Genomic DNA, 26,163 nt, shown 5'->3' on the forward strand with positions numbered 1-26,163 from the left:
CCCTTTCTCTTCTGCTTCTGATCAGGCGTTGGCGGGGCGAGGCTCGCCCCAGCCGCCGGGGCGACGGCTCTTGGGAATGGCGGAAGCGCCAGCCGACAGCGCCCGGGGCGGCCGCTTGCTGGTATCCTCGCGGCCGATGTCATCGCCCTTGATGGCACGCTTGGCCTCGTCGCCATTCAGCGTCTCATATTCCAGCAGGGCTGCCGCCAGATGATGCAACTCATCGAGATGGTCAGTCAGGACCTGGCGGGCGGTCGCCTCGCCTTCCTCGACGATGCGGCGCACCTCCTGGTCGATCATGCGGGCCGTATCCTCGGACACGGTCTGGTTGCGCGAAACGGAATGGCCCAGGAACACCTCGTCCTGGTTGTCGCGATAGCGCAGCCAGCCGAGCTTTTCGCTCATGCCATATTCCATCACCATCGCGCGGGCCATGTCGGTCGCCTGCTGGATGTCGTTCGACGCGCCCGTATTGAGCTCGTCGGCGCCATAGATCAGCTGCTCGGCGATACGGCCGCCGAAGCAGAGCGCGAGGCGCGCCTTCATCTGCTTCATCGTCATCGAATAGCGATCGCGTTCCGGCAGGTTCCAGGTCACGCCCAGCGCACGGCCGCGCGGGATGATCGTCACCTTGTGGAGCGGATCGCAGCCGGGGACGTGCAGCGAAACCAGCGCATGGCCGGCCTCATGATAGGCGGTCGCGCGCTTCTCATCCTCGGTCATGACCATGGATTTGCGCTCGGCGCCCATCATGACCTTGTCCTTGGCTTCCTCGAACTCCTTCATCGCGATCAGGCGCTTGCCCTTGCGCGCGGCAAGCAGGGCCGCCTCATTGGCAAGGTTGGCAAGATCGGCGCCGGAGAAGCCCGGCGTACCGCGCGCGATCGTGCGCGGCTCGACGTCGGGTGCCAGCGGCAGCTTCTTCATGTGAACGGCCAGGATCTTCTCGCGGCCTTCAATGTCGGGACGCGGCACCACGACCTGGCGGTCGAAGCGGCCCGGACGCAGCAGGGCGGGGTCGAGCACGTCGGGACGGTTGGTCGCGGCGATGATGATGATGCCTTCGTTCGCCTCGAAGCCGTCCATCTCGACCAGCAGCTGGTTCAGGGTCTGCTCGCGCTCGTCATTGCCGTTGCCCAGGCCTGCGCCGCGATGGCGGCCGACCGCATCGATTTCGTCGATGAAGACGATGCAGGGCGCGGATTTCTTCGCCTGCTCGAACATGTCGCGCACGCGGCTCGCGCCGACGCCGACGAACATCTCGACGAAATCCGAACCGGAAATGGTGAAGAAGGGCACCTTGGCCTCACCCGCGATCGCGCGGGCGAGCAAGGTCTTGCCGGTACCGGGCGAACCGACCAGCAGCGCACCCTTCGGAATCTTGCCGCCCAGGCGCGCAAATTTGGTCGGATCCTTCAGGAAATCGACGATCTCCTGCAGCTCCTCACGGGCCTCATCGATGCCGGCGACGTCGTCAAAGGTGACGCGGCCATGCTTTTCGGTCAGCATCTTGGCCCGGCTCTTGCCGAACCCCATCGCGCCCGACCCTGCATTTTTCTGCATCTGGCGCATCACGATCCACCCGATCGTCACCAGGATCAGGATCGGCATCGCCTGGACGAGGATATACTGCCACAGGCTGGCCTGCTCCTGCGGCCGCCCACGCACCGTCACACCCTTGTTGGTCAGGCGCTGCGTCAGCGTGGCATCGGGGATGGAATAGGTCTTGAAGGCCGTGTCGTTGGTATATTTGCCGGTGATGACGCCGTCTGCGACCTCGGCTTCCTTGACCGTGCCGTTATCGACCGCCTTCAGGAAGTCGGAATAGGCCACGCTCTCGCCGGCACCGCCCTTGCTGCTGCCTTCGAACAGCGACACGACGAGGACGATCGCCAGCAATATACCCAGCCATACGGCCAGATTTTTCACCAGCGGATTGCCGGTCTGCGGTTCCTTGTCGTCCTTCATGGTCGCATCAGCCTTTCGTAGACCGCTAAAATAGGCATGCGCGGGTTAATGGCACTGGAACAGCGCAGATCAGTGCGATCGGCGCGGCGGCGCCTCACGGAAATGCCAGATCGTGCCCTTCGCCGAAGCGAGCACAATCGACTGCGTCGCCGAGCCGCCAGCCTCGAGCGCGTCCAGCAAGGGCTCGATATTGCTGGAATAACTCCAGCTTCCGGCACCGCGACCGCTCCCTTCAACGATGGCGTCGATCGCCAGGCGCGCAATATAGCGTTTCACGCCGCGCGGCAGCCCTGCCACGTCGAATCGCGATTCGCGATCCGGCGCCTCGAGGGCGCGGCTTTGCCAGAGCCAGCGGCTGATCTCGAAGACGTCACGATCGACCGCCGCCATATTCTCGGCCGTGCGGCCGATCTGGGCGGGATCGATCCAAGGGGCTTCCTGCAACCAGGTACGGAAACGGGCGCGATCGAAACGCGGGTCGTTGTTGCTGGGATCGTCGACCCACGGCAGTCCCATCGCTGCGGCCGCCGTGCGCAAGTCCGCGCGACGCCAGTGCAGCAGCGGGCGCAGGATGGTGAGCGGACGATGTTGCTCGGTGGCGGACGCGCCTTTTTTTTGCGCCTCCTCGCTATCGACCCGGGCACGGATGGCCGCCAGGCCCGAAAGGCCGGAGGCGCGAGCGGCACGCATGAGGAAGGTTTCGGCCTGATCATCGGCGTGATGCGCCGTGCACAATACGGCCGCATCGGCATCCATCGCCCATCTTTTCAGCAGTGAATAGCGCGCCTGCCGCGCCCAGGACTGGACATTATCGCGCGTCGCCGGGGGCGATTCGATGCGGAGAATGGCGTGTGGAACGCCGATTTCGGCGCATGCGCGCGCCACCATGGCGGATTCTTGCGCGGATTCAGGGCGCAAACCATGGTCGACGGTGGCGGCAATGACGCGGCCGGGAAAGGCCTTGGCGGCCAAACCCAGCATCGCCATGCTGTCTGGACCGCCCGAAACCGCGAGCGCGATCCGGTGCTCGGGCGGCTTATCGGCGCCGATAAGCTGGCAATAATCTGCCTGAAACCGCGCAATCAGTGCGTCGAGCGCGGCGTCCATCGTGTCATTTGCACTTGGCTTCGGTGCGTGCGGTCGCGACCTTTGCCTTCAACGAGGCGTCGATCTTGTCGCCATAGGCCGAGTTAAGCTCGGTATAAACGCGGCACGCGTCGGCCGGCTTCTTGAGTGCGACCAGCGACTGGCCCAGGAAATAGAGGCTGTCCGGGGCACGCTCGCCGCGTGGATTGGTCGTGTAATTGGCAGCGAAAGCCTCCGCCGCGCGGGCAGGCTGGCCGTCGTCCAGGTAGGCGCGGCCGAGCAGGTTTTGCGCGTAGCTGGCACGCCGATGCTTGGGATATTTCTTGGCGACCGCCGCCAGCATGGCCTCCGCCTGCGGATATTTCTTCTGCGTCCACAGCCGGTAGCCGGCCATATAGGCATCCTCGGCCGGGTCACCGCTGGCGGACGGGGTGGTGCTGGCCGTATCGGTGCTGTCGTCGGCCGCCGCCGGTGCAGGCTTGGCCGGCTTGGTGGTGCTCGGCGCCGGGCGGTCCGTCATGGTCGTGGTATCGGGCTTGGGCCGCGTCGATCCGGTAGCGCGCGGCGGCGCGACGGGGGCGCTATCCTCGTCGCTGGCTGGAGGCGTGGTGCCGACCGCGGGCGGCGGGGCGGCCGCGGTTTCCAGCGTCTTCAGGCGAACGCTGAATTCCTGCCGGTCCTGCGCCGCCTGCTGCGACAGCAGGTCGAGTCGGTGTTCATCCTGCTCCACCTGGCCGGTCAGCTGTGCCACTGATCGCTCCAGCGCATCGAGCCGCGCCGTCAATTCGTTGATGGGCGTTCCGGCGGGATTGCCCACGGTCGTGCGCACGTCCGGCGCTGCGATTTCGGGCTGCTGGAAAGCGGCGTCGCCGCCTGGGAAGACCTTGCGCTGGACGGCTTTCAGCTGCCGTTCGACGCGATCGACGCGCTGATCGAGCGATTGTGCGCTCTCGGCAGCCAGAGCGGGCACGGCTGCGGTCGCGAGCAGGGCGGCGAAAACGATACGAAGGCGGGTCATGCAAGCTCCGGAGATGGCTATGCCGCCCAGCATAGCGCAGGCAGCGCAGAGGAGAAGCGGGTTACGATCTTCAGACCGGACCCGCGGCATTTTCAACCGGCGCGGGCGCGTTTCCGGCGGGAGGCGGCGCGGCCCCGGCGGGCGCCATCCGCGCCAGCAGATCGGACGCCTTCAGCGAGACATTCTTGGCCATCCGATCCGGATCGCCCACCGGCGGGATCGTGGTCTGACCGACCAGGATGGAGGTCGCACCCGGGCGGCCTGTGGTCAATAACGGCGCAACGGCATCGGCGGGAACCTGAAAGCGATCGCCCGGATGCAGCATGCCGAGGAACAGCGTTTTGCCGCCATCGGCGACCTTGACCCACACATCCTGGGTGGCGCCGATCACGACCGGGCCGTCTGCCGTCGGTGCGGCCGCTACCGGCGCCGGGGCCGCAGCCGAGGGGCTGGGCTGTGCAGCGGCCGGTGCGGACGGCGAAGAGAGATCCGATGTGGCGGCCGCGATCTGTGCCGGCTGTTCGGCGCTGCCACGCCAGTAGAGATAGCCCAGCGCCAGGACGATTGCGGCCACGAGCCCCAGGATTGCGAGGCCGACCGGGGGCGTACGGCGCGGGTCGGCCGGCTCATAGGGCAACGTCTGCGTATGCTCGGTCTTCGTCCTGCCGATTTCCGAGCGGAATTGCGCCGCAAGCTGTGTGCCGTCCAGGTTCAGACGGCGCGCAAGCGTCTTGATGAAGCCGACGCTATACGTCGCGGCAGGCAGGCCTTCATATTCGCCGGCCTCAATCGTCCGCAGATGTCGCAGCGGAATGCTGGTCGCTGCGGCCATCTCCTCGATGGTCAGGCCCTGAGCTTCCCGCGCACTGCGCAATTGCTCGCCCACCGGTCGCAGAGGCCCATTTGCGGGAAAATCGTCTTCGCCGTTCACCCAATCTCCCCCGGCTGGCGGACGAAATAATCTCGTAAAGTCGTCACATAGTGGCGGCAAATGCCCATTTTGCAACGCGTTTTAGCTGATGCGCACGCCATTTGCCTTGGCCCATTGCTGCAGGGCCTCACGCATGTCGCGTCGAGGTGCGGCGAGCAGTTCTCCCATTGCGGTGCGCAGAGCCGAAAGGTCGAGCGACCGCACCATCGCCTTGACCGGCCCGATCGCGGCGGGGGTGATCGACAATCGTTCGATCCCGATCCCCATCAACGCCATCGCCTCCAACGGCTTCCCGCCCATCTCACCGCAAATGCCGACCGGCACATTGGCGGCCTTACCCTGGGCAACGACCCGCGCGATGAAGCGCAGGATGGCGGGTGAGAGCCAGTCATAGCGTTCCGCCAACTTGGGGTGCGCGCGATCCGCGGCGAACAGAAACTGGGTGAGATCGTTGGTTCCGATCGACAGGAAGTCGAGCCGCGGGAGCAGCATGTCCAAGACCTCTGCAAGCGCCGGCACTTCCAGCATCGTACCGTAGCGGATCGCCAGCGGGAGCGGCTTCCCCTTGGCAGCTGCCGCGGTGCGCTGCTTTTCGAACAGAGCGTGCGCTTCATCGAATTCCCACGGTTCGGATACCATCGGGAACATTACGTTGAGCGTCTTGCCGGCGGCGGCGGCGATCAGCGCGCCGGCCTGCGCCTTCATCAGCGCGTCGCGTTCCAGCGCAAGCCGGAGCGCGCGCCACCCCATCGCCGGATTTTCCTCATCAGCGCTGTCCGAATCGGAATTCATGTAGGGCAGCACCTTGTCGCCACCGACATCGACCGTGCGGAAGATGACGGGCTTCTCGCCGGCGGCTTCCATAACGTCTCGATACAGGCGCTGCTGACGCTCGCGCTTCGGCAATTCCGCGGAGACCAGGAATTCGAACTCCGTGCGGAACAGGCCGATGCCGTCGGCGCCGGTCGTGTCGAGCGCCGCGACATCGTCGCGCAGGCCGGCATTGACCATCAAGGTGATGCGTGTTCCGTCGGTGGTGACCGGCGGCAGATCGCGCATCGCGGCGAACTCGGCACGCCTTTTCTGGCCCAGGGCGAGCTTGGTATCGAACGCCTCTTCCATCGCCGCGGACGGGCGGACGGAAATGGTACCCTGCACCGCGTCGAGGAGCACCATGTCGCCCTCACCGATCGCGCGGCGTGCGTCACGGACGCGTCCGAGCACGGGGACGCCCATGGCGCGCGCCACAATCACGACATGGCTGGTGAGCGAGCCTTCCTGAAGGATCACCCCCTTCAGGCGGCGGCGATCATATTCCAGCAATTCGGCCGGGCCGAGGTTGCGGGCGATCAGGATGGAATCGTGGCGCAAGCCGATCTGCGCGGCGGTGCCGAGCTGGCCGGAGACGATCCGCAGGAGCCGATTGGAGAGATCCTCCAGGTCGTGCATGCGATCTGCGAGCAGCGGATCGTTGATCTCGCGCATCCGCATGCGGGTGCGTTGCTGGACGCGTTCGATCGCCGCTTCGGCCGTCAGGCCGCTGTCGATCGCCGCATTGATGCGGCGCGACCAGCCTTCGTCATAGGCGAACATCTTATAGGTCGCGAGAATGTCCTGATGCTCGCCGCCGGCGCCGAACTCTGCCTGGCTCATCATGCGATCGATCTGATCGCGCATCTTGTCGAAGGCAGAATAGACGCGGTGCCGTTCCGCCTCGATATCCTCGGCGACCGTATGTTCGACAACCACGCGCGGCTGATGAAATACGGCGAGTCCAGCGCCCATGCCATCGACCAGCCGCAATCCGGTCAGCCGCGCGGATCCTGTATCGCGCGTGTCGGCACCGCGCACGGTTGCCTCGTCGATCAGACCGGCACCGGCGATCAGCTCGGCTAGCACCATCGCCACCGTCTGCAGCGCCTCGATCTCGACATCGTCATAGCGGCGCGCGGATTCGTGCTGGACCGACAGGACACCCACCGCACGTTCGGCACGCACGATCGGGACGCCCGCAAAGCTATGATATAATTCTTCGCCCGTTTCCGGCTTGTAGGCGAAATCGGGATGGCTGGTGGCTTCGGCGAGGTTCAGCGTCTCGTTATGCTCGGCAATGGTGCCGACCAGGCCTTCCCCCAATGCGAGTTTGGTGACGTGGACGGCCGCCTTGTTGAGGCCGCGCGTTGCGAACAGTTCCAGCTCGCCCTCCCGCAGCAGGTAGATCGAGCAGACTTCGCTGTTCAATGCCTTGGCGATGATATCGACCACTTGGTCGAGCTTGGCCTGCGCTTGCCCGCGCGATGCCATGACGTCGTGTAGCCGCGTCAGTATCTCGCGCGCGGCGGAGGTGGGAGAAGAGGTACCCATTGGGATGCGTGGCTACCAGATCACAGGACGAGGTCCAATATGGCGTGCGTCGTATCGGTACTTTCCGTACGCCCTGTCTAAACCGCATGGTTTTTCAAAACGGTGCGAAGTCACCGAAATGGCGCAGCAGCGGCGTTCGTCCGCGTGCCGCCTGCACATGGCGCGCTCGGGATCGGCTGATGGCGCGATACTGCCGCCTCTATCGGCGACCCAGCGCCGCTTCCGCCTCGTCCAGCAGCGTCGCGATGATGTCGACGACGGGTTCCTCGCGGGTCACCATACCGACCGATTGTCCGGCCATGACAGAGCCATGTTCGACATCGCCGTCGATCACTGCACGGCGCAACGCGCCCGCCCAATAATGTTCGATCTGCAATTGGGCTTCCGCCATCTCCACCTTGCCCTCGTCGAGGAGGCGCGCAACTTCGCGCTGCTTGGCCGTGAACAATTCCCCACCGGCATTCTTCAATGCGCGAACCGGAATGACCGGAAGACGTGGATCGATCTGCACGCTGGCGGTCGCGTCGCGCGCAGAGGCACGGATGAAGGCCTTCTTGAAATTGGCGTGGGCGATGGACTCGTTGGCGCAGACGAAGCGCGTGCCGAGCTGCACGCCGGCCGCACCCATTTCGAGATAGCCCGCAATCGCTTCGCCGCGGCCGATGCCCCCGGCGATGAAGACCGGCAGCTGTTCCGCAATGGTCGGCAGCATTTCCTGCGCAAGCACGCTGGTGGATACGGGGCCGATATGGCCGCCCGCTTCCATCCCTTCGATGACGAGCGCGTCGACGCCGGAGCGGATCAGCTTCTTTGCCAGGGCCAGGGCCGGGGCGAAGCATAAGAGCTTGGCGCCAGAGCCTTTGATCCGCTCGATCGATCCCGCCGGCGGCAGACCGCCGGCCAGCACGACATGTCCCACCTTATGGCGCGCGCAGACGTCGATCAGCTCCGACAGGGCCGGATGCATGGTGATCAGGTTCACACCGAAGGGCTTGTCGGTCATCGACTGCGTCGCGGTGATTTCGGCATCGAGAAGGTCTGGCGTCATGGCGCCGCAGGCGATCACGCCGAATCCGCCAGCATTGGAGATAGCCGAAACGAGATGTCGTTCGCTCACCCACGACATGGCGCCCGCCATGATCGCATAATCGGTGCCGAGGAATTCCGCGCCGCGGCGCATGAGCGCCTCGGTCCGTGGATGCGATGCTGTCGGCGCACGGGCAGCGGGCGCGGCAGAGGAAAGAGTGTCGAGGGTCTGGGCCATTTCGGTCATCGCGCCGCTGTGCCCTGCGCAGGCCGCGCCCGCAAGCGGTCAGCCGCTTGCGCGCCGTGCCCGGATGTTGCCGACGTAGCCGTCGAACGCAATTTCTAGGGCCGCGTGGCAGGATCCCAATGCTCGTCCGCCTTGCCGTCGACGAAACGCCACATGTCGAACCAGGTCGTCATGTAGCGCTTGGTCGGGTCGCCGGCATTCTCCACCCGTGGATAGGCGACGATCACCAGGTCACCTTCCGCGACCACCGAGACAACGGGCGTCGTCAGCTTGGTGGGAATGGGCTTGGGCGAGACCTTCAAGGTCTTCGTGAAGAAATCGACGACGCCGGCGCGGCCCGATTTGGCGAGCGGATTATGCTGAATATAGCGTTCGGTCAGATAGCGGTCGGCCAGTTCCCAATGGCCCGCCTCCAGCAGGTCCTTAACGATATGATAGGCCGCCTGCTTGTTGATTTCGAGCTTAGGGTCAGCACTGTGGAAGAGGGCTTCCGCATCGGCTGCGGGAACCACCGGCGCCTGGGCGGCAGCTCCACCAGCGGCCAAGAGCGCCAGTGTCGAAGCAAGGGTCAAGCAAAATGGCTTCTTCACGCGCATTCCTTTCCCTGCCGCCATCGGCTCAGGCCGCCTCGTCCTCCGCATCCAGCCCATAGGCAGTGTGCAGCACGCGTACAGCCAGTTCGGTATAATCCTCATGGATCAGCACCGAAACCTTGATCTCGCTGGTGGTGATGGCGAGCACGTTGATGCCGCGATCGGCCAACGCCTTGAACATCTGGGCCGCGACACCGGCATGGCTGCGCATGCCGACACCCACGACCGAGATCTTGGCGACCGTGCTGTCGCGCACGAGGTCCTTGAAGCCGATAATCTCCCGCGCCTTTTCCAGCACATCGGTAGCCCGCGCCAGTTCGGCGGCCGGCACGGTGAAGGTGACGTCGGTCGACGCGCTTTCGTGCGCGACGTTCTGGACGATCATGTCGACGTTGATGTTGGCGTCGGCCAAGGGGGTGAAGATGGCCGCCACGGCACCCGGCCGATCCGGAACCGCCGTCAGGGTAACCTTGGCTTCATTCTTGTCGTGCGCGATGCCCGTGATGAGCTGGCGTTCCATCTTCTGTCCTTCGATTTCGTTTTCGTCCACGATCATCGTGCCGGGGGTCGGATCGTCGCCAGGCGCGTCGAACGACGACAATACCTGAACGCGAACCTTTTCCTTCATGGCGAGCCCAACCGACCGCGTCTGCAGTACCTTGGCACCGACCGAGGCAAGCTCCAGCATTTCCTCATAGGTCACATATTTGAGCTTGCGGGCCTTGGGCACGATCCGCGGATCGGTCGTGTAGACGCCATCGACGTCCGTGTAGATGTCGCAGCGGTCCGCCTTCATCGCGGCTGCGACCGCAACCGCGGACGTGTCCGATCCGCCGCGGCCAAGGGTGGAAACGCGCCCGTCGTCGGTCACACCCTGAAAGCCCGGAATCACAGCCACCTCGCCGCCCGACATGGCCTGCCCGATCTTTTCGCTGTCGATGGTGGCGATGCGTGCCGAGGCGTGGGCAGCCGACGTCGCGATCGGCAATTGCCAGCCGAGCCAGGATCGCGCCTTGACCCCCATCGCCTGCAGCGTGATCGCCAGCAAACCGCTCGTCACCTGCTCGCCCGAGGCGACGACGACGTCATATTCGCGCGGATCGTAGAGTGGGCTTGCCTCCCGGCAGAAGTTTACCAGCCGATCCGTTTCGCCGGCCATGGCGGACACGACCACGGCAACTTCGTGGCCCTGTTCGACTTCATGCTTCACGCGTGCCGCGACATTTCGGATGCGTTCGATACCGGCCATCGACGTGCCGCCGAACTTCATCACAATACGTGCCATCGAAAGTGATTTCTCGTAATTAAATTGCGGGAAAACGCGGGTTCGCGCTCGGCGCGCCTGCTAGCGGCGCAATTTCGTTAAAGCAAGCGGAGCCGTGGATCGCCGCGTTCATTCCGGCCTGAGCGGAGGTTCCGTCATGCGGCCAATCCATGCCGATTGGCTTTTGTGCCCCCGCCGCAGTCTGGTAGAGCCTTTGCATGTCCGCGCCCGCACCGACAATCAATCCGCTCGAAGCCGCCCATTTCGGAAAGCTGGCTGCCGAATGGTGGGATCCGAAAGGATCGTCCGCCATGCTGCACCGGCTCAACCCGGTACGGCTGGCCTATCTTCGCACCCGATTGGATCAGGCGTGGGATCTGGACCCTCGTGCGCTCCGTCCGCTGGCAGGCAAACGGGCACTGGATGTCGGCTGTGGGGCAGGGCTTTTGTCCGAGCCCCTGGCCCGATTGGGGGCGCAGGTGACCGGCATCGATGCCGCGCCCGAAAATGTCGACGTGGCACGCGCGCATGCAGCCGAGCAGGGGCTGACGATCGATTATCGCAGCGGCGAGGTCGAACAGCTTTCGGGCGAGCGGTTCGATCTGGTCGTTTCGATGGAAGTGATTGAGCATGTGGCCGACCCGGCGGGCTTCATCGCTGCCCTAGGCAGTGCGCTTGCCGACGACGGCTTGCTGATCATGTCGACCCCCAATCGGACGCCCCTGTCCAGGCTTGCGCTGATCACCATCGGCGAAGGCTTTGGCATGGTCCCGCGCGGGACCCATGACCATGATAAATTCCTGACACCCGACGAGCTGACAAAGCTGCTCGAAGACGCCGGCTTCGAAGTGATCGACACAAGCGGGCTGTCGTTCGATCCGCGCAAGGGGTTCGTTCTGTCGTCAGATCTGACGCTGAATTATTTGCTGACCGCACGGCGTCGCTGAAGGCGTTCCCAAAACTCTGCGCAGGCATCCGCCGGAACAGGAGCGGTATGCCGAGACCGTTCGCTTCCAGTAAATACGGCTCGATTGATTTCAGCTCATCTTTCGATGAGGAAATATGATCTCGGTTCAATGGCAGTGACGCGGCACAGGGGCCTCAACGAACCCCGGCCGCGGCCGTCATTGAGGACGCTCATCATGTTCCGAACCGCTCTTGTCGTTGCATCCTTCTGCCTGACGTCCGTCGGCGGCGCGGCTCTGGCCGCCCATCCGAACGCCGCGACCGATGGCATGGACGTGGCCGTCGAACATGTGTCCCTCGCTGGTCTGGATCTGAACACGGCTGCGGGACAAAAAGCGGGGCTGGCACGCCTGCTCCACGCCAGCGTGCGCGTCTGTTCCCGCGAGGTGGGTCTATCCGCCTATGGACAGTGTCAAAGCGACAGCGCGGCGCGGGCGGAAGATCGCCTGTCCGCGCTGATCCACCGTAACCAGGGGTAACAGGATGCGAGGCGGCGCGCCGGTCGCCCGTTCTCCGGCGCACAAAGTGACAATGCCGGCACCGGCTCGAGCCGCTTCATTACAGGCGTAGCGTGAGAAGGGGCGCGTACCTGCCGATCGGAGCGGGCGGCCGGTCGCGCGATGCTTGAGGGCGTAACGATCGTAGGATATCTGCTGCAGTGCAGCAGAAGGTCCGCATCATGAACCGAATTGAGTGCCTTGACGGCTTGCGCGGACTCGCGGCTTTGTGGGTGCTGGTCGGCCATTGCATGATCTTGACCGGCTTCTTCCTGCCGATCCTGGGCCAGCCCGATCTGGGCGTGGACCTTTTCATCTATCTTTCCGGTTTTCTGATGGTATTTCAATATCATCAACGGAAGGCGCGGGAGGATTGGAGCCTACCGAGGGTGTGGGCGACCTTTTGGGCGCGGCGCTTTTTCCGGCTGTCGCCGGTTTATTTCGTTCTGCTCGCCATCGCGCTGATGGTCGGCAAGGCAATTTATGCCGACCGGCTTCTGATCGACAGCTTCGTGGGCGGCGCGGTCCAGGCGCCGGAGCGCTACACCGACGGCAGCGCCACCAACGTCTTCATGCACCTCACCTATCTGTTCGGGCTGGTACCGAGCTATGCTTATCGAACGCCCTTGCCCGATTGGAGTCTGGGGCTGGAAATGCAATTCTACCTGGCCTTCCCGTTCGTCGTGCTGTTCGCGGCCCGGATCGGCTGGATGCGCGCGGCGGTGGGCACGGCAATCATCGCCGCCAGCATCGCGCTCGCGCTGAAGGTGGCTCATGTCGCTTTCCCGATGCCCGCCTTCCTTGCACTCAAGATGCACATGTTCCTGGCCGGCATGCTGATCGCCGCCGCGGGGGAGCGGAAGGGTGCCTATCTGCTGCTGGCAATGTTGCTGGCCGCCATTCCGATCGGCGGCGACCGCGATGTCGTGCACCTCGCTACGCGCGAACTGCTGCTCGTCCTGCTGTTTGGGCTGATCCACTGGCGCCATGTCAGCCTGATCGATCGCGTGTCGAGGCTGCTCGGCGCGCCGCCCTTCCACTGGCTGGGCGAACTATCCTACGGCGTCTACCTGATCCATCTGCTCCTTCTGCACGCCATTGCCGCATGGGCGATCGAGCGGTGGGGCCACGGCATTTCCGATGCAGTGCGATTCTGCATAGCCCTCGGGATCGCCGCGCCTTTGGCATACGGCAGCGCGCTCCTAAGCTATTTCGTGGTCGAGCGGCCCGGTCAGAAGCTGGGCAAGACCGTGATCCGTCTGTTCGCCGAGCGCCGCTATGGCGGGCAGACCCCGGCCGAGGAGATTGCCGCCCCCTGAGGGGGTATGGCCGCGCAGGGTGACAAACCCCATCTTCAGCCGACACAAAAATCGCTGTTCTTGTAATTCCTACCACTTCGGTGGGAAATTCACCTGGAATTAACCAGGGGGAATCGCGTGAAGGCCAAGACTGTTTTGCTCGTCGGTGCGGCGCTGTTCCCGCTGACGGCGTTGGTTGCGGCGCCAGCGCATGCTGCCGCGGCATCCGGTGCGGAGACCGCCGCTTCGGACGCGGCTGTGGCGGATGCCGCCGCTCCGGTCGCCGCGGCACCGGCAGATAGCGGCGCTTCGGCCGATGAAGTCGTCGTCACGGCCCGTCGCCGGACGGAGAATGTGCAGGATGTCCCGATCGCCATCTCGGTCGTGTCGGGCAAAACGCTGGATGCGCAGGGCACGTATAATATCGGCCGGCTGACGCAGCTGCAGCCGACGCTGCAATTCTACACGCAGAATCCGCGCAACACCTTCATCAACATTCGCGGCATCGGCGCGCCCTTCGGCCTGACCAATGACGGGTTCGAACAGGGCGTCGGCATCTATATCGACGACGTCTATTATAACCGCATCGCCTCTGCGACGCTCGACTTCGTCGATGTCGAGCGGATCGAGACGCTGCGCGGGCCCCAGGGGACGCTGTACGGCAAGAACACGACGGCAGGTGCGATCAACATCACCACGCGCGCGCCGAGCTTCGACTTCGAAGCACGGGCGGAAGCCTCGCTCGGCAATCTGAATTTCAAGCAGGCCAAGGCCTCCATTTCGGGGCCGCTGTCGGAGAATGTCGCCGCGCGGATCAGCGTGACCGGAACGAGCCGGCGGGGCACCTTGTACGACACGGCCAAGAGCCAGTGGATCCAGTCGCAGGACAATATCGGTATCCGCGGGTCGATCCTGTGGCGCGCCACGCCCAGCCTGGACGTCACCCTGTCGGGCGATTTCAACCTGCAGGACCCGATCTGCTGCGCTTTCGCGTATGGCGGCTATGGCCCGACGCAGCGGCCCGCCAACCGGCAATATCCGGCGCTCATCTCCTACTTTCCCGGCTATCAGGTGCCGAGCACAAACCCTTATGACCGCCTGACCGACGCCGATGCCCCGCTTGCCGCCCGCAACGAACATGGCGGTTTATCCGCCCGCGCGGTGTGGAACCTGTCGGATCGGGATACGCTGACGTCCATCACGGCGTGGCGCTATTGGGATTGGGCGCCCGGCAACGATCGCGATTATACCGGTTTGCCGATCTACGTGAAGGTCAACAACCCGACGAAGCAGAACCAATATACGCAGGAATTCCGCTTCAATCATCAAAGCGACACGATCGGTTTCACCGCCGGCCTGTTCGCCTTCCATCAGGATATTCACACCAGCGGCATCCAGCAGACCGGCACGGCCGCCAGCAAGTGGCTCCTGTCACCGACCAGCGCATTGTCCAACAACCCGGCGGTGCTGGACAATGTGACGGCGGTCAACGACATCCGGCTGAACAATACGAGCCTTGCCGCTTATGCAAAGGTCAATTGGAACATCGTCGAAGGGCTGACGCTCTCCCCCGGCATTCGGGTCAATTACGACCGGAAGAAGGGCCTGTACGACTCGGTCGTCACCGGCACGGCATCGGACGGAACGCGGCAGATCGTCTCGCCGGTCCCAGGCTCGCCTTATTATAACGATCCCTGGACCGCGGCGCAGCGTGGCATTCAGGCGTCGCAATTCTTCGAGCCGCGGTTCAGCGCCTGGAACGTCTCCTACGACGTCAACCTCAGCTACAAGGTCACGCAGGACGTGAACCTGTACGCCACCTATGCACGCGCCTTCAAAACCGGTGGCATCAACCTGAACGGCGTGCCGGCCGATGCGAATGGGGCACCGATCCTGGCAGCCTCGACGATCAAGCCGGAGAAGGTCGACCATTTCGAAGCGGGCCTGAAGACGCAATTCTGGGATCGCCGCGCCACCTTCAACCTCACCGGTTTCTGGACCGAGATCCGCGATTTCCAGGCCAACGTCACCAACGGCCAGTTCGGGACGGTGCGCGGCTATCTCGCCAATGCGCAGAAGGTGCGCAGCCGCGGCGTCGAGGCGGACTTCTCGATCCGGCCGAGCGACCGGTTCACCGCTTATGCCAGCGGCGCCTATACGGACGCCAAATATACCAAGTTCGTCGATGCGCCCTGTCCGCCGGAATTATCGGGCGGCACGACGGTGACGGGGAACCAGCAGCCGGGCGCGCCGGGCGTCCCCGGTGCGCTGAGCCCGGCCAATTGCGACGTCTCCGGCCAGGTCTTGCCGGGAGTGTCGAAGTGGGCGGGTTCGTGGGGGGCGGAGGCCAATGTACCGGGCGGCCTGTTCGACCAGGATGGTCAATTCTATGTCGGCTATGACGCCAGCTATCGTTCGCGGTGGTCGTCCAACCCCTCACCGTCGATCTACACCTGGGTCAAAGGCTATTCGCTGCACAATTTCCGTGCCGGCTTTCGCACGGCGAAGTTCGATGTCTATGGCTGGGTGCGCAACGCCTTCGACCGCAATTATATCGATCTGCTGCTGGCCGGCACGGGCGGCAATACCGGCCTCATCGCGGCGCAGGTGGGGGACCCCAGGACGTGGGGCGGGACGATCAAGCTGACCTTCTGACGAAGCGTGTCCCGGGCGCCCATACTGCGCCCGGGACGGCGCGAACGCGGTTGGGGCGGGCGCCGAAGAGGGTGAGAGTTTAGCGCGAAATCAGCATGTTAGATGCTTGACCGGCGGGCGGATTTGGGCTGATCGAGCGTTCGTGTCCAGGTTGGTCCCTCAAGCGGCTGCGTTGCTATTGCTGGCCGTATCGGCGGGCTGCGCGCGCGAATCGCGCACGATGGGGCCCGATCAGCCGCAAACGCCGCCCGACCGGGCCGACGATCCACGAGCCTCGCGCTATCAGGATAATCTCTATCAGGTCGCACAGGGCGGCCGTTATTTCACCTGGTATGGATGCGGCGTCTGCCATGGGGCGGATGCGAAAGCGCGCCTCGATCTTGCCCATAGCGCGTCGGCACGGACGTGGCCGATCGATCGCATCTACGCAAAGATTGCGGGGCACGCGCCCGGATTGCCGCGCTACGGCGATCGCATTCCGCCAGAGCAGCTCTGGCAGATTACCGCTTATGTGCGCAGTCTGCCGGATCTGCCGCCAGAACGCCGTCGCCGGCAAGCGCTGGACCAGATTGGCGAACCGCAGGGATCAGCATGGCCTGGACCGGTCGAATGATCCGGCGCGGCCTTCTTATGGCGATCCCTTTGGCGGGCTTGGCGGGTTGCGGCGTCCAGTCGCCGCTTGCCCCGGCGGGCGAGCAGGCGCGGGGCATCGCATCCTTGTTTTGGCTGATGATCGGCGTCTGCGGGCTGATGTATCTGCTCGTCCTCGTCTTCCTGAGCCTGGGCCTGTGGCGTTCGTGGCGGCGGGGGCGTCAGAACGCCGAGCCGGCGGTCATGCCGGCCGATCGTGGCCTCAATCGTACCTTGCTGGTGTGGGTCGTATTGGTTGTTATCGGCCTGACGGTGCTGATCACGGCAAGCTTCCTTGTCGATCGCGGGATTGGCCAGGCGCGCGCCAGGAAGGCGCTGGAGGTGCGCGTTACCGGGCATCAATGGTGGTGGCGTATCCAGTATCGCGATCCCGGCACGGGTGCGTGGATCGAGACGGCGAACGAGCTCCATCTGCCGGTCGGGCAGACGACGCGCGTCACCTTGGCCTCGGCCGATGTCGTGCACAGCTTCTGGGTGCCGAATGTAGCGCAGAAGCTGGACGTGGTGCCGGGGTTGCGCAACGTGGTCGATCTCACGCCGATCCGCATCGGCTGGTTCCGAGGGCAATGCGCCGAGTTTTGCGGCGTCCAGCATGCGCACATGGCGTTCGATGTGAAGATCGAGAGCAAAGCCGCGTTCGACCGCTGGCTGGGTAATCAGGCAAAGCCGGCCGCACCCGCGGGCGACGAGACCGCTGCGCGCGGGCTGCGCATCCTGTCGGCCGGATCGTGCGGGTCCTGTCATACTATCCGCGGCACGACGGCCGTCGGGAAAGCGGGGCCCGACCTGACCCATTTCGCCACGCGCCGATCGATCGCGGCCGGCACGCTGCCGATGAGCCGGGGGGCGGTGCAGGGCTGGATCGTCCAGCCGCAGGCGATCAAGCCGGGGACGATGATGCCGCCGACACCGCTCGCCCCGGCCGACGCGGACGCGGTGTCACGCTACCTGACGGGGCTGCAATGACGGGATCGACGGAGCAGGCCGGCTTGGCGCTGGCGGATCGGTCGGCGCGGCTTGCGCGAACCTGGGGCGACGCGCCCGGTTTGTGGGGCTTTCTCACGACCGTCGATCATAAGCGTATCGCGGCCCGCTATATCCTGACGGTGGTCGCGCTGATGTTCCTGGCGGGCATGCTGGCGCTCGACATGCGGTTGCAGCTGATGCAGCCGAACATGAACCGGATGGGGCCGCAGCTCTATAATGAGAGCTTTTCCCTGCACGGTTCGACCATGTTGTTCCTGGTCTCGGTCCCCGTCATGGAAGCGATGGCAATCTGGCTGGTGCCGCTGATGCTGGGGCAGCGTGCACTCGCTTTCCCGCGGCTCGCGGCGTTCAGCTACTGGCTGTACCTTGGTGGGGTGATGATGCTGTGGGTGCCTCACGCGCTCGGCATCACGCCCGACCTGGGCTGGTTCGAATATCCGCCGCTGTCCGGTCCCGGTTATTCGCCGGGGCACAGGGCCGACATCTGGGCGCAGATGATCACCTTTACCGAGGTTGCGGCCCTCGCCGCCTCGGTCAACATCGTCGTCACCATTCTCAAGATGCGGCCGCCCGGAATGACGCTGCCGCGCATGCCGCTCTTCCTGTGGGCGATGTTGATCGCGTCGCTGATGACAATCTTTGCACTGCCGGCCGTCATGCTGGTCACGAGCATGCTGATCGCGGACCGGATGGTTTCTACGCTCTTCTTTGCTCCGGCGGGCGGTGGCGACGTGTTGTTGTTCCAGCACCTGTTCTGGTGGTTCGGCCATCCCGAGGTGTACATCATCTTCCTGCCCGCGACCGGCTTCGTTTCCATGATCGTGGAAACCTTCGCGCGCCGGACGATCTTTGGGCATGTCGCCATGGTCCTGTCGATGCTGGGCATTGCGGCGCTCGCCTTCGGATTGTGGGTCCACCATATGTTCGCCGTCGGCCTGCCCCGACTGGGGAATGACTTTTACACGGCGGCGAGCATGGCGGTCGCGCTGCCGGCAGGCATTCAGATCTTTTGCTGGATCGCGACCTTGTGGAGCGGGCGCACGCAGTACCAGACGCCGTTGCTATGGGTGATCGGGTTCGTCGCAACCTTCGTGATCGGCGGCTTGTCCGGCATCATGACCGCGTCGGCGCCGTTGGATCAGCAGCTGACCGATACCTACTTTGTCGTGGCGCACTTCCATTATGTGCTGGTGGGGGGCGCGATGTTCCCGCTCTTCGGCGCCTTCAGCTATTGGTATCCCAAAGCCACGGGCCGCATGTTGTCCGAATTTTGGGGCAAGATCAGCTTCTGGCTGATCGTAGGCGGCTTCAACCTGGGCTTCTTTCCCATGCATGTGCTGGGCCTGGAAGGCATGCCGCGCCGCATCTACACCTATGGCGAGGACATGGGGTGGGGCACGCTCAATCTGGTGGCGACGCTGGGATCCGGCATCGCGATCCTGGGCGGGCTGGTGTTCGTCGCCAACGCCTGGATCAGCTTCTACCGGGGCCGGCCGGCCGGTGCCAATCCATGGGGCGCCTCGACGCTGGAATGGGCCACGGCCTCGCCGCCGGCGGTCCAGAATTTCGATCATGTGCCGGTGGTCGACAGCCTCACGCCCTTGTGGACGGCCAAGCAGGGGCTGGCGGTGATGGATGGACTGACGCTCGACACGCGTCAGGTGCTCGTCACCTCGCTGGTCGATGCCGAACCCGAATATCGTCACAAAAGCCCGGCGCCGTCGATCACGCCGCTGTTGGCAGGACTTGCCGTCACGGCCTTGTTCATCGGCAGCATCTTCTCGCCATGGGCATTGGTGTGGGGCGCCATCCCGGTCGCGATCACGCTGACGCTCTGGTTCTGGCCGCAACGCGCCCGCGCCAATACCGGCCCGCTGAGAAAGCGCACGTCATGAACGATGTCACGCCGACGCGGATCGTGGGCGATCTGTCGCACCTGCCTGAAAGCGCGATGGGCGCACGGAACATCGTCTGGTGGGGCAATATCGGGTTCATGGCGATCGAGGGAACCGCCTTCCTGCTCGCCATCGGCACCTATTTCTATCTGATGAGCCAGAGCCCGGCCTGGCCGCCCTCCGGCGATCGGCCGCCCGACCTGATCTGGGGCATCGTGTTCACGGCCGGCCTCGCGTTCAGCATGATGCCTAATATCTGGGTTCTGCGGGCGGCGCGGCGCAAGGACGCAGGCGCGGTCCGCGTCGGCGTGTTGCTGATGGCGATCATAGGGGCCGCATTGTTTGTGCCGCGCGCATTCGAATTGGCGCACCTCAACGTGCCCTGGCATCAGGATGCCTATGGGTCCGTGCTGTGGATGCTGATGGTGCTCCACACCAGCCACATCGTCACCGACTGGGGCGACACCTGTGTTCAGGCGCTGTGGCTTTATACCCATGAAATCGGCGACGATCAGTTCGCCGACGTGGAAGACAATTCGAACTACTGGACCTTCGTGGTGCTGACGTGGATCCCGATCGCGGCGATCGTCTATCTCGCGCCGCGGCTGGGATGAACCGGGCAGCCTCACCGGCCTCCAGAGGCGCGCGTATCCGGCCTTGGCTGGCGTTAAGCCTGCCGCCGATCGCCTGGTATGCATTCGAGGTCGGGCTGGCGAGCGTGCTGAAAACGTCCTGCGCCTTGGCGGGTGGATGGCTGGGCATCGCCTGGGGCGGAGCCAGCCTGCTGGCCTGCCTGATCGCGGCGGCATTGGCCTGGCCTTATGCGTGGCCCGCCGGAGAGCGGACGGCCGCGCGGCCATGGATTGCGCGCATCGCCTTGCTCCTGTCTGGTATCTTCGTGCTGGCTATCGGCTTCCAGACCCTTGGTGTCATGATCGTGCCGGCATGCGTGCGCTGACACGGGGCGCCGCCCCGCTTGGGTTGATGCTGGCCGCGCCCGCCCTGGCGCATGCCGGCCATGACCATTTCGCCAGCCCGGGTTGGACCTGGGATCCCTGGATCATCGTGCCGATCGTGAGCACCGGCATGCTGTTCATGCGCGGATGGTGGATCTTGTCCACGCGTTCGACGCACGGGCGTAGGCGGCTGGTGCTGCGCGGCCTGTGCTTTGCTGCCGGGTGGCTGACGATGGCAGGTGCCCTGATCTCCCCCCTCCATGCCGCCGGCGAGAGATCCTTCACCGCGCATATGGTGGAGCATGAGCTGCTGATGCTGGTGGCTGCACCCTTGATCGTCGCCGCACATCCGCTGTCGGCGATGCTCTGGGCTTTCCCAGCCGGGGCGCGACGGGCGATCGGCGCCGTGTCCGCCAGTGTGCCGGTGTCGGCCACTTTCCGGTTCCTGAGCGGCGCAGCGGCCGCCACGGTGCTCCAGGCGGCGACATTGTGGGTGTGGCACATGCCGGCCTTGTTCGATCTGGCGCTCGCGCATGACGGCTGGCATGCCGCCCAGCATCTTTCCTTCATCGTCAGCGCGCTGCTGTTCTGGACGGCCATGCTGGGTCGCCGTGGGGCTGGATCCGGTGCGCCAGGAGCGCGCGCTCTGGCGGCGTTTTGCCTGCTCCTCACCTCGATCGTTACCGGCGCCCTCGGCGCGCTGATGGCCTTCTCGCAAAGTCCCTGGTATTCCGGCTATGCGCGCCTGGCGGAGCGGTCCTTTGGATTGGGACCTGCCGAGGATCAGCAAATAGCCGGCCTGATCATGTGGATACCAGGCGGCCTGGTGCATGCCGTGGCGGCACTCCTTCTCTTTCGCACCGTGCTGGTGCCACGGAGCGCGCGCCATGCCTGCTAGTCTGCGCTTCGTGCTGGCCTTGCTGGCCCTCGCGACGGTTGCCGGTATCGCCTCGGTGATCGTCCTGTACCGACAGGATGCCGTGCAGGCGCGCACGACGGCGGAGCAACTGGCCGGCGGCACCGTCGCCAAGGGGCGGCAGGCGATCGGTCGCTATGGCTGCGGCGCCTGCCACCAGATACCGGGCGTAGCCGGTGCGGACGGCCGGGTCGGACCACCGCTTTCCGCGATGGGCGTGCGCAGCGAGATTGCAGGCGTGCTCCCGAACACACCGGATAATATGGTGCGCTGGTTACGCACCCCGCAACAGGTGGTCCCCGGCAACGGTATGCCGGATCAAGGCATCAGCGAGCGCGACGCGCGCGATATTGCCGCCTACCTATATTCGTTGAAGCGTTAGCGCGACGGCGCTGCTCATCCGATTCGATGGAGTTCAATTCCGGGCCACATTGGGGGATCCCGGAAATTACTGGTCGGGGCGACAGGATTCGAACCTGCGACCCTCAGACCCCCAGTCTGATGCGCTACCAGGCTGCGCCACGCCCCGACCTAAGCGCCGGCCAACTAGAGATAGACGACGCGCTTGGCAAGCACGGCATTGCTCGCCGCGGCGGGCCGTGATAGTCGCCCGGCCTTCCTGCAGCCGACACGCGATTTCCGCGCGGCGCACCAGCAGTTTCGGGGCCTTTTTTCCATGTTCGCATCGCCCGCTTACGCCCAGGCAGCCGGCGCAGCGCCGTCCGGCACGCTTCAGGGTCTATTGAGTTCGCCTCTGCCGATCATGATCGTCATCATGGCGATCTGGTGGGTGTTGATCATCAATCCGCAGCGTAAGGCGCAAAAAGCCCAGCGCGCAAAGATCGAGGCGGCCAAAAAGGGCGACACGGTCGTCACCGGCGGTGGCTTGATCGGCAAAGTCATCAAGGCCGATGGCGATGAGGTGGAGCTGGAGCTTGGCCCCAATGTTCGCGTCCGCGCGCTGCGGTCGACGCTCAGCGACATTCGCCCGCTCGGCGCCCCCGCAAACGATTAAGCGCGGAACCGCACGATGCTTGATTTTCCGCGCTGGAAGGTGATCTCGATCTGGCTGGTTCTGCTGGTCGGTGTTGCGCTTGCCATCCCCAGCTTGATGCCCGCAAGCCTGTCCAATCGCATAGGCCTGGGCGGCATGCCGCGCATCAACCTGGGGCTTGACCTCTCGGGCGGCAGCCATCTGTTGCTGGAAGCGGACACGACCGATCTCGCCAAGCAGAATCTCCAGCGGATGGAAGATACGATCCGTACCGAGATGCGGCGCGGCTCGACCAAGATCGCGATCGGGGACATTTCGACCGCAAACGGCCGTCTCTCCTTCTTCGTGCGCGATGTCGGCCAGCTGGATGCGGCGGTCGAACGGGCCCGCGCCCAGACCCAGGCGGTCGGCGTGACCGGTCAGCGCGACTGGAACGTCAATGTGGTCGATTCGACGCGGATCGTGATGACCCCGACGCAGGCCGGCCTGTCGGATAGCGCGGACCGAGCGATGCAGACCGCGACCGAAGTCGTCCGCAAGCGCATCGACGCAATGGGCACGCGCGAGCCGACGATCGTGCGCGAGGGTTCTACCCGCATTCTGGTACAGGTGCCGGGCTTGCAGGATCCTGCGGGCCTCAAGGCGCTGATCGGCAAGACGGCCAAACTCGAATTCAAGATGGTCGACATGAATGCCGATCCTGCGCAAGTGCAGGCGGGCCGTGCTCCGCCCGGCAGTGAGATCTTGCCATTCGTTAAGGATGCAGGTGAGCCGGCCAGTGCCGCTCCACGGCTCTTGGCCGTCCAGCGGCGCGCTATCCTGTCGGGCGACGACCTGATCGACGCGGAACTCAGCCGCGACGACAATCAACAGCCGGCGGTGGCGCTGAAGTTCAATGCGGCGGGCGGTCGTAAGTTCGCCCGTGCGACGCAGGAAAATTCCGGCAAGCTGTTCGCGATGATCCTCGACAACCAGGTCTTGTCGGCGCCGCGCATCGATGAACCGATCTTGGGCGGCAACGCGATCATCCATGGCAGCTTCACGGTCGACAGTGCCAATCAGCTTGCCATTGCGCTTCGCTCGGGCAAGCTGCCGGTCGATCTCAAGGTGATCGAAGAGCGCACGGTCGGCCCGCAGCTCGGCGCGGATTCGATCCACGCCGGCGTCGTCGCTTCCGTTATCGCCAGCGTCGCGGTGATCGTGTTCATGCTCGTCACCTATGGCCGCTTCGGCGTCTACGCGAACCTTGCCGTGATCTTTAATATCTTCGTGATCCTGGCGGTGATGGCGTTGTTCACGGCAACGCTGACATTGCCCGGCATCGCGGGCTTCGTGCTGACCATCGGCACCGCCGTTGATGCCAACGTGCTGATAAACGAGCGTATTCGCGAAGAACGGCGACGAGGCCGGGGCGTCGTCCAGGCGGTGGAGCTTGGCTATAAGGAAGCAAGCCGGACCATCTTCGAGGCGAATACCGTCCACTTCATCTCTGGCATCATCATGCTGTTGCTCGGTTCCGGACCGATCAAAGGCTTCGCGGTGGTGCTGCTGATCGGTATCTTCATCTCCTATTTCACCGCGGTCGTCTTCACCCGCATGCTTACTGCCGGTTGGATCAGGCGTAATCGCCCGACGGAGATCCACATCTGATGCGCCTGCTCAAACTCGTTCCCGACAATACGAATATCGGCTTTGTCCGCCTACGCTATTGGGCGTTCGGACTGACTGCCCTGCTGACCATTGCCGCGGCCGTTCTGGTCGGCGTGCGGGGGCTCAACCTGGGCGTCGACTTTGTCGGTGGTGTCTTGATCGAAGCGCGCTTTCCGACGCCGCCGAGTGTCGACGCGGTTCGCAGCGAGGTCGACGGCCTGCACGTCGGCGAAGCGGGCGTGACCACCTTCGGTGGATCTAACACCTTGTCTATTCGCCTGCCTTTGCCTGAATCCAAGGATGAAGGTGCGACCAACCGGCTGGTGAAGAATGTCCAGTCGACGCTGGAAGCGAAGCATCCCGGGGTCACCTTCAACCGCGCCGAAACGGTTTCGGGCAAGGTTTCCAATGAGTTGATCCGTAACGGATTGCTGGCTGTATTTCTGGCCGTATTGGGAATCGCGGTCTTTTCCTGGCTGCGCTACGAATGGCAGTTCGGAGTTTCGACCTTCGTCGCGATCGTTCACGACGTGCTGGTGACGCTTGGTTTCTTCGCACTGACGCGGCTGGAATTCGATCTCAATATCGTCGCGGCGGTGCTGACCATCATTGGTTATTCGATCAACGACAAGATCGTGATCGACGACCGCATCCGCGAGAATATGCGCAAATATCGCCAGATGGATATGCGGGCCCTGGTCGACCTTTCGGTGAATGAGACGCTGCCGCGTACGGTGATGACGTCGCTGACGATCCTGCTCGCGCTGGGGGCTCTGTTGATCTTCGGCGGACCGGTGCTGCGTGGCTTCACGGCGGCGATGATGCTGGGCGTGATCGTCGGCACCTACAGCTCGATCTACGTGTCGAGTTCGCTGCTGATCTCGCTGGGTTTGACGCCGCATGCCGCGCCCGTTGAGAAAAAGGGCAAGAGCGGCCCATCGTCGGGTGCGGAGCGGATTCGCTGACCGGGCGCGTCTTGCTTCATGGGGGCGCAATCTGTGCGCCTCTATCGTACCGCCTCATAACGCTTCCCGCGCTTCGGGTGCTGGTCTAAAGGGTCGCCTCTATGCGTCTTTCCCGTCTTCGCTTCGCGCTTGCCGCAAGCCTCGTCTCCGCGCTGCTCCTGACCGGGAGCGCGAGCCAAGCCGCCGACAAGAAGTCGAGCAAGGAGAATAATCGCTACGTCGCGCGCGACGTGGAGACGCTGTACAATGCGGCCAAGAACCAGCTCGATCGGAAGCGTTACAAGGTCGCCGCCGTTCTCTTCGACGAAGTCGAACGCCAGCACCCTTATTCGATCTGGGCACGCCGCGCCGAGCTGATGAGCGCGTTCAGCCATTATCTGGCGCAGGATTATCCGGAATCGATCGAAAGCGCGCGGCGGTTCCTGTCGATCCACCCGGGTAACAAGGATGCGCCTTACGCAATGTATCTGATCGCGGTCGCTTATTATGAGCAGATTGGCGATGTGAACCGCGATCAGAAGATCAGCGCCCAGGCGCTGGATGCGATGGGCGATCTGATCCGCCGCTATCCTGATTCTCCTTACGCGTCCGATGCGCGTCTGAAGATCGACCTGATCAACGACCATCTTGCCGGCCGCGAGATGGATATCGGTCGTTTCTACCAACGCCGTCACGAATGGCTGGCGTCGGTGTATCGCTTTCGGAAGGTGGTCGATTCCTACCAGACCACCAGCCACGTTCCCGAGGCCCTGCTGCGCTTGACTGAAAGCTATTTGGAGCTTGGCATTCCGGAGCAGGCGCATCGCACGGCGGCGGTGCTCGGCGCCAACTTCCCCGGTAGCGACTGGTACCAGCGCGCATATGAGATTATCCAGAAGACCGAGGGCAGCGCACCCAAGGGCAAGAGCAAGGCATAAGCTGAACTGCCCTGATCCGCGCGGAAAGGGCAGATTTCATGGCAGGCTTCGATCCGGGTGCGGCAACGGCGGCCTATATGGCGACCTTGTCGCCGGCCGCACATGCCAAGGCGATCGCATATACCCACGGCAGCGAATGGCTGATCTTGTGGTCCTGCCTGGTCTCCATAGTCGCGTCCTGGCTGATCCTGAAAAGCGGCCTTCTGCGGAGTCTGCGGGAGAGGCTGGATCCTGACGGCCGCCGGCCGAAGCGCACGGTGCTCGCTGTGAGCGTGACCTTCGTGCTGCTCACATTCCTCCTGGAACTGCCCTGGTCGAT

Annotated in this window: 23 protein-coding genes, 1 tRNA gene and 1 pseudogene; 16 read left to right on the forward strand and 9 right to left on the reverse strand. The window is 64.1% G+C overall.

Going from position 1 to position 26,163, the window contains the following annotated elements; all coding sequences use genetic code 11:
* Nucleotides 1–21: 21 nt before the first annotated feature.
* From ftsH to ACOJSI_RS18410, 8 genes are all read right to left on the reverse strand, one after another.
* Nucleotides 22–1,968 carry an ATP-dependent zinc metalloprotease FtsH gene (gene ftsH, locus ACOJSI_RS18375; RefSeq protein WP_420139761.1) on the reverse strand — a complete coding sequence of 649 codons (1,947 nt, stop codon included), beginning with the start codon at nt 1,966–1,968 and terminating at the stop codon, nt 22–24.
* A 69-nt stretch (nt 1,969–2,037) separates the two neighbouring features.
* Entirely contained in the window at nt 2,038–3,075 is a 1,038-nt protein-coding gene (gene tilS / locus ACOJSI_RS18380; protein ID WP_420139762.1) for a tRNA lysidine(34) synthetase TilS, read from the reverse strand.
* A gap of 4 nt (nt 3,076–3,079) precedes the next feature.
* On the reverse strand, nt 3,080–4,072 hold the full coding sequence (locus ACOJSI_RS18385) for a tetratricopeptide repeat protein (RefSeq protein WP_420139763.1): 993 nt from the start codon (nt 4,070–4,072) through the stop codon (nt 3,080–3,082).
* 70 nt (nt 4,073–4,142) lie between these two features.
* The gene (locus ACOJSI_RS18390; RefSeq protein WP_420139764.1) at nt 4,143–5,003 is read right to left on the reverse strand and encodes a helix-turn-helix domain-containing protein; all 861 of its coding nucleotides are present in this window, start codon (nt 5,001–5,003) and stop codon (nt 4,143–4,145) included.
* A gap of 81 nt (nt 5,004–5,084) precedes the next feature.
* Nucleotides 5,085–7,367, reverse strand: coding sequence for a phosphoenolpyruvate--protein phosphotransferase (gene ptsP, locus ACOJSI_RS18395; RefSeq protein WP_420139765.1), 2,283 nt, complete (start codon nt 7,365–7,367; stop codon nt 5,085–5,087).
* Nucleotides 7,368–7,566: 199 nt separating this feature from the next.
* Nucleotides 7,567–8,547 (reverse strand): NAD(P)H-dependent flavin oxidoreductase, encoded by a 981-nt coding sequence (locus tag ACOJSI_RS18400; RefSeq protein WP_420139789.1) that lies wholly within the window; start codon nt 8,545–8,547, stop codon nt 7,567–7,569.
* A gap of 188 nt (nt 8,548–8,735) precedes the next feature.
* Complete coding sequence (locus tag ACOJSI_RS18405) at nt 8,736–9,230, reverse strand: nuclear transport factor 2 family protein (protein WP_420139766.1); 495 nt, start codon at nt 9,228–9,230, stop codon at nt 8,736–8,738.
* A gap of 28 nt (nt 9,231–9,258) precedes the next feature.
* Nucleotides 9,259–10,518 (reverse strand): aspartate kinase, encoded by a 1,260-nt coding sequence (locus ACOJSI_RS18410; RefSeq protein ID WP_420139767.1) that lies wholly within the window; start codon nt 10,516–10,518, stop codon nt 9,259–9,261.
* A gap of 197 nt (nt 10,519–10,715) precedes the next feature.
* On the opposite strand from ACOJSI_RS18410, the gene ubiG reads away from it, so the two are divergent.
* The 11 genes from ubiG (at nt 10,716) to ACOJSI_RS18465 (ending at nt 21,700) form a co-directional block, all read left to right on the forward strand.
* On the forward strand, nt 10,716–11,444 hold the full coding sequence (gene ubiG, locus ACOJSI_RS18415; RefSeq protein WP_420139768.1) for a bifunctional 2-polyprenyl-6-hydroxyphenol methylase/3-demethylubiquinol 3-O-methyltransferase UbiG: 729 nt from the start codon (nt 10,716–10,718) through the stop codon (nt 11,442–11,444).
* A gap of 195 nt (nt 11,445–11,639) precedes the next feature.
* Nucleotides 11,640–11,942 carry a UrcA family protein gene (locus ACOJSI_RS18420; protein WP_420139769.1) on the forward strand — a complete coding sequence of 101 codons (303 nt, stop codon included), beginning with the start codon at nt 11,640–11,642 and terminating at the stop codon, nt 11,940–11,942.
* A gap of 200 nt (nt 11,943–12,142) precedes the next feature.
* Complete coding sequence (locus tag ACOJSI_RS18425; RefSeq protein WP_420139770.1) at nt 12,143–13,279, forward strand: acyltransferase family protein; 1,137 nt, start codon at nt 12,143–12,145, stop codon at nt 13,277–13,279.
* 117 nt (nt 13,280–13,396) lie between these two features.
* Complete coding sequence (locus ACOJSI_RS18430) at nt 13,397–15,913, forward strand: TonB-dependent receptor (protein ID WP_420139771.1); 2,517 nt, start codon at nt 13,397–13,399, stop codon at nt 15,911–15,913.
* A gap of 142 nt (nt 15,914–16,055) precedes the next feature.
* Complete coding sequence (locus tag ACOJSI_RS18435; RefSeq protein ID WP_420139772.1) at nt 16,056–16,526, forward strand: c-type cytochrome; 471 nt, start codon at nt 16,056–16,058, stop codon at nt 16,524–16,526.
* 17 nt (nt 16,527–16,543) lie between these two features.
* Nucleotides 16,544–17,530: a cytochrome c oxidase subunit II gene (gene coxB, locus ACOJSI_RS18440; protein WP_420139773.1), complete on the forward strand. Its 987-nt coding sequence runs from the start codon at nt 16,544–16,546 to the stop codon at nt 17,528–17,530.
* Entirely contained in the window at nt 17,527–19,446 is a 1,920-nt protein-coding gene (locus tag ACOJSI_RS18445; protein WP_420139774.1) for a cbb3-type cytochrome c oxidase subunit I, read from the forward strand. The genes coxB and ACOJSI_RS18445 overlap by 4 nt, the downstream gene beginning before the upstream one ends.
* On the forward strand, nt 19,443–20,060 hold the full coding sequence (locus ACOJSI_RS18450) for a cytochrome C oxidase subunit III (RefSeq protein ID WP_420139775.1): 618 nt from the start codon (nt 19,443–19,445) through the stop codon (nt 20,058–20,060). The genes ACOJSI_RS18445 and ACOJSI_RS18450 overlap by 4 nt, the downstream gene beginning before the upstream one ends.
* A complete protein-coding gene (locus ACOJSI_RS18455; protein ID WP_420139776.1) occupies nt 20,057–20,404 on the forward strand; it encodes a hypothetical protein in 348 nt (115 codons plus the stop codon). Before ACOJSI_RS18450 ends, ACOJSI_RS18455 begins: the two co-directional genes overlap by 4 nt.
* A complete protein-coding gene (locus ACOJSI_RS18460; protein WP_420139777.1) occupies nt 20,392–21,300 on the forward strand; it encodes a cytochrome c oxidase assembly protein in 909 nt (302 codons plus the stop codon). The genes ACOJSI_RS18455 and ACOJSI_RS18460 overlap by 13 nt, the downstream gene beginning before the upstream one ends.
* Nucleotides 21,290–21,700 carry a c-type cytochrome gene (locus tag ACOJSI_RS18465; RefSeq protein WP_420139778.1) on the forward strand — a complete coding sequence of 137 codons (411 nt, stop codon included), beginning with the start codon at nt 21,290–21,292 and terminating at the stop codon, nt 21,698–21,700. The genes ACOJSI_RS18460 and ACOJSI_RS18465 overlap by 11 nt, the downstream gene beginning before the upstream one ends.
* A gap of 70 nt (nt 21,701–21,770) precedes the next feature.
* On the opposite strand, the gene ACOJSI_RS18470 is transcribed toward ACOJSI_RS18465, so the two are convergent.
* Nucleotides 21,771–21,847 (reverse strand) — tRNA-Pro (locus tag ACOJSI_RS18470).
* A 36-nt stretch (nt 21,848–21,883) separates the two neighbouring features.
* On the opposite strand from ACOJSI_RS18470, the gene yajC reads away from it, so the two are divergent.
* The 5 genes and pseudogenes from yajC to ACOJSI_RS18495 form a co-directional block, all read left to right on the forward strand.
* On the forward strand, nt 21,884–22,333 hold the full coding sequence (yajC, locus tag ACOJSI_RS18475) for a preprotein translocase subunit YajC (RefSeq protein WP_420139779.1): 450 nt from the start codon (nt 21,884–21,886) through the stop codon (nt 22,331–22,333).
* A gap of 15 nt (nt 22,334–22,348) precedes the next feature.
* Nucleotides 22,349–23,962, forward strand: coding sequence for a protein translocase subunit SecD (secD, locus tag ACOJSI_RS18480; protein WP_420139780.1), 1,614 nt, complete (start codon nt 22,349–22,351; stop codon nt 23,960–23,962).
* Nucleotides 23,962–24,927, forward strand: coding sequence for a protein translocase subunit SecF (secF, locus tag ACOJSI_RS18485; RefSeq protein WP_420139781.1), 966 nt, complete (start codon nt 23,962–23,964; stop codon nt 24,925–24,927). The genes secD and secF overlap by 1 nt, the downstream gene beginning before the upstream one ends.
* Nucleotides 24,928–25,028: 101 nt before the next feature.
* Nucleotides 25,029–25,844: an outer membrane protein assembly factor BamD gene (locus tag ACOJSI_RS18490; protein WP_420139782.1), complete on the forward strand. Its 816-nt coding sequence runs from the start codon at nt 25,029–25,031 to the stop codon at nt 25,842–25,844.
* Between the two features lie 38 nt (nt 25,845–25,882).
* Nucleotides 25,883–26,163, forward strand: a pseudogene (locus ACOJSI_RS18495) (M48 family peptidase); the annotation flags it as partial.

This window comes from Sphingomonas sp., assembly GCF_048595155.1.
Lineage (GTDB): Bacteria > Pseudomonadota > Alphaproteobacteria > Sphingomonadales > Sphingomonadaceae > Sphingomonas_I.

Bases quoted from the DNA above. Each gene is read 5' to 3' on its own strand.
- ftsH (WP_420139761.1), bottom strand. From the start codon at position 1,968: ATGAAGGACGACAAGGAACCGCAGACCGGCAATCCGCTGGTGAAAAAT.
- tilS (WP_420139762.1), bottom strand. From the start codon at position 3,075: ATGGACGCCGCGCTCGACGCACTGATTGCGCGGTTTCAGGCAGATTAT.
- ACOJSI_RS18385 (WP_420139763.1), bottom strand. From the start codon at position 4,072: ATGACCCGCCTTCGTATCGTTTTCGCCGCCCTGCTCGCGACCGCAGCC.
- ptsP (WP_420139765.1), bottom strand. From the start codon at position 7,367: ATGGGTACCTCTTCTCCCACCTCCGCCGCGCGCGAGATACTGACGCGG.
- ACOJSI_RS18400 (WP_420139789.1), bottom strand. From the start codon at position 8,547: ATGCGCCGCGGCGCGGAATTCCTCGGCACCGATTATGCGATCATGGCG.
- ACOJSI_RS18410 (WP_420139767.1), bottom strand. From the start codon at position 10,518: ATGGCACGTATTGTGATGAAGTTCGGCGGCACGTCGATGGCCGGTATC.
- ubiG (WP_420139768.1), top strand. From the start codon at position 10,716: ATGTCCGCGCCCGCACCGACAATCAATCCGCTCGAAGCCGCCCATTTC.
- ACOJSI_RS18420 (WP_420139769.1), top strand. From the start codon at position 11,640: ATGTTCCGAACCGCTCTTGTCGTTGCATCCTTCTGCCTGACGTCCGTC.
- ACOJSI_RS18425 (WP_420139770.1), top strand. From the start codon at position 12,143: ATGAACCGAATTGAGTGCCTTGACGGCTTGCGCGGACTCGCGGCTTTG.
- coxB (WP_420139773.1), top strand. From the start codon at position 16,544: ATGGCGATCCCTTTGGCGGGCTTGGCGGGTTGCGGCGTCCAGTCGCCG.
- ACOJSI_RS18445 (WP_420139774.1), top strand. From the start codon at position 17,527: ATGACGGGATCGACGGAGCAGGCCGGCTTGGCGCTGGCGGATCGGTCG.
- ACOJSI_RS18450 (WP_420139775.1), top strand. From the start codon at position 19,443: ATGAACGATGTCACGCCGACGCGGATCGTGGGCGATCTGTCGCACCTG.
- ACOJSI_RS18455 (WP_420139776.1), top strand. From the start codon at position 20,057: ATGAACCGGGCAGCCTCACCGGCCTCCAGAGGCGCGCGTATCCGGCCT.
- ACOJSI_RS18460 (WP_420139777.1), top strand. From the start codon at position 20,392: ATGCGTGCGCTGACACGGGGCGCCGCCCCGCTTGGGTTGATGCTGGCC.
- ACOJSI_RS18465 (WP_420139778.1), top strand. From the start codon at position 21,290: ATGCCTGCTAGTCTGCGCTTCGTGCTGGCCTTGCTGGCCCTCGCGACG.
- secD (WP_420139780.1), top strand. From the start codon at position 22,349: ATGCTTGATTTTCCGCGCTGGAAGGTGATCTCGATCTGGCTGGTTCTG.
- secF (WP_420139781.1), top strand. From the start codon at position 23,962: ATGCGCCTGCTCAAACTCGTTCCCGACAATACGAATATCGGCTTTGTC.
- ACOJSI_RS18490 (WP_420139782.1), top strand. From the start codon at position 25,029: ATGCGTCTTTCCCGTCTTCGCTTCGCGCTTGCCGCAAGCCTCGTCTCC.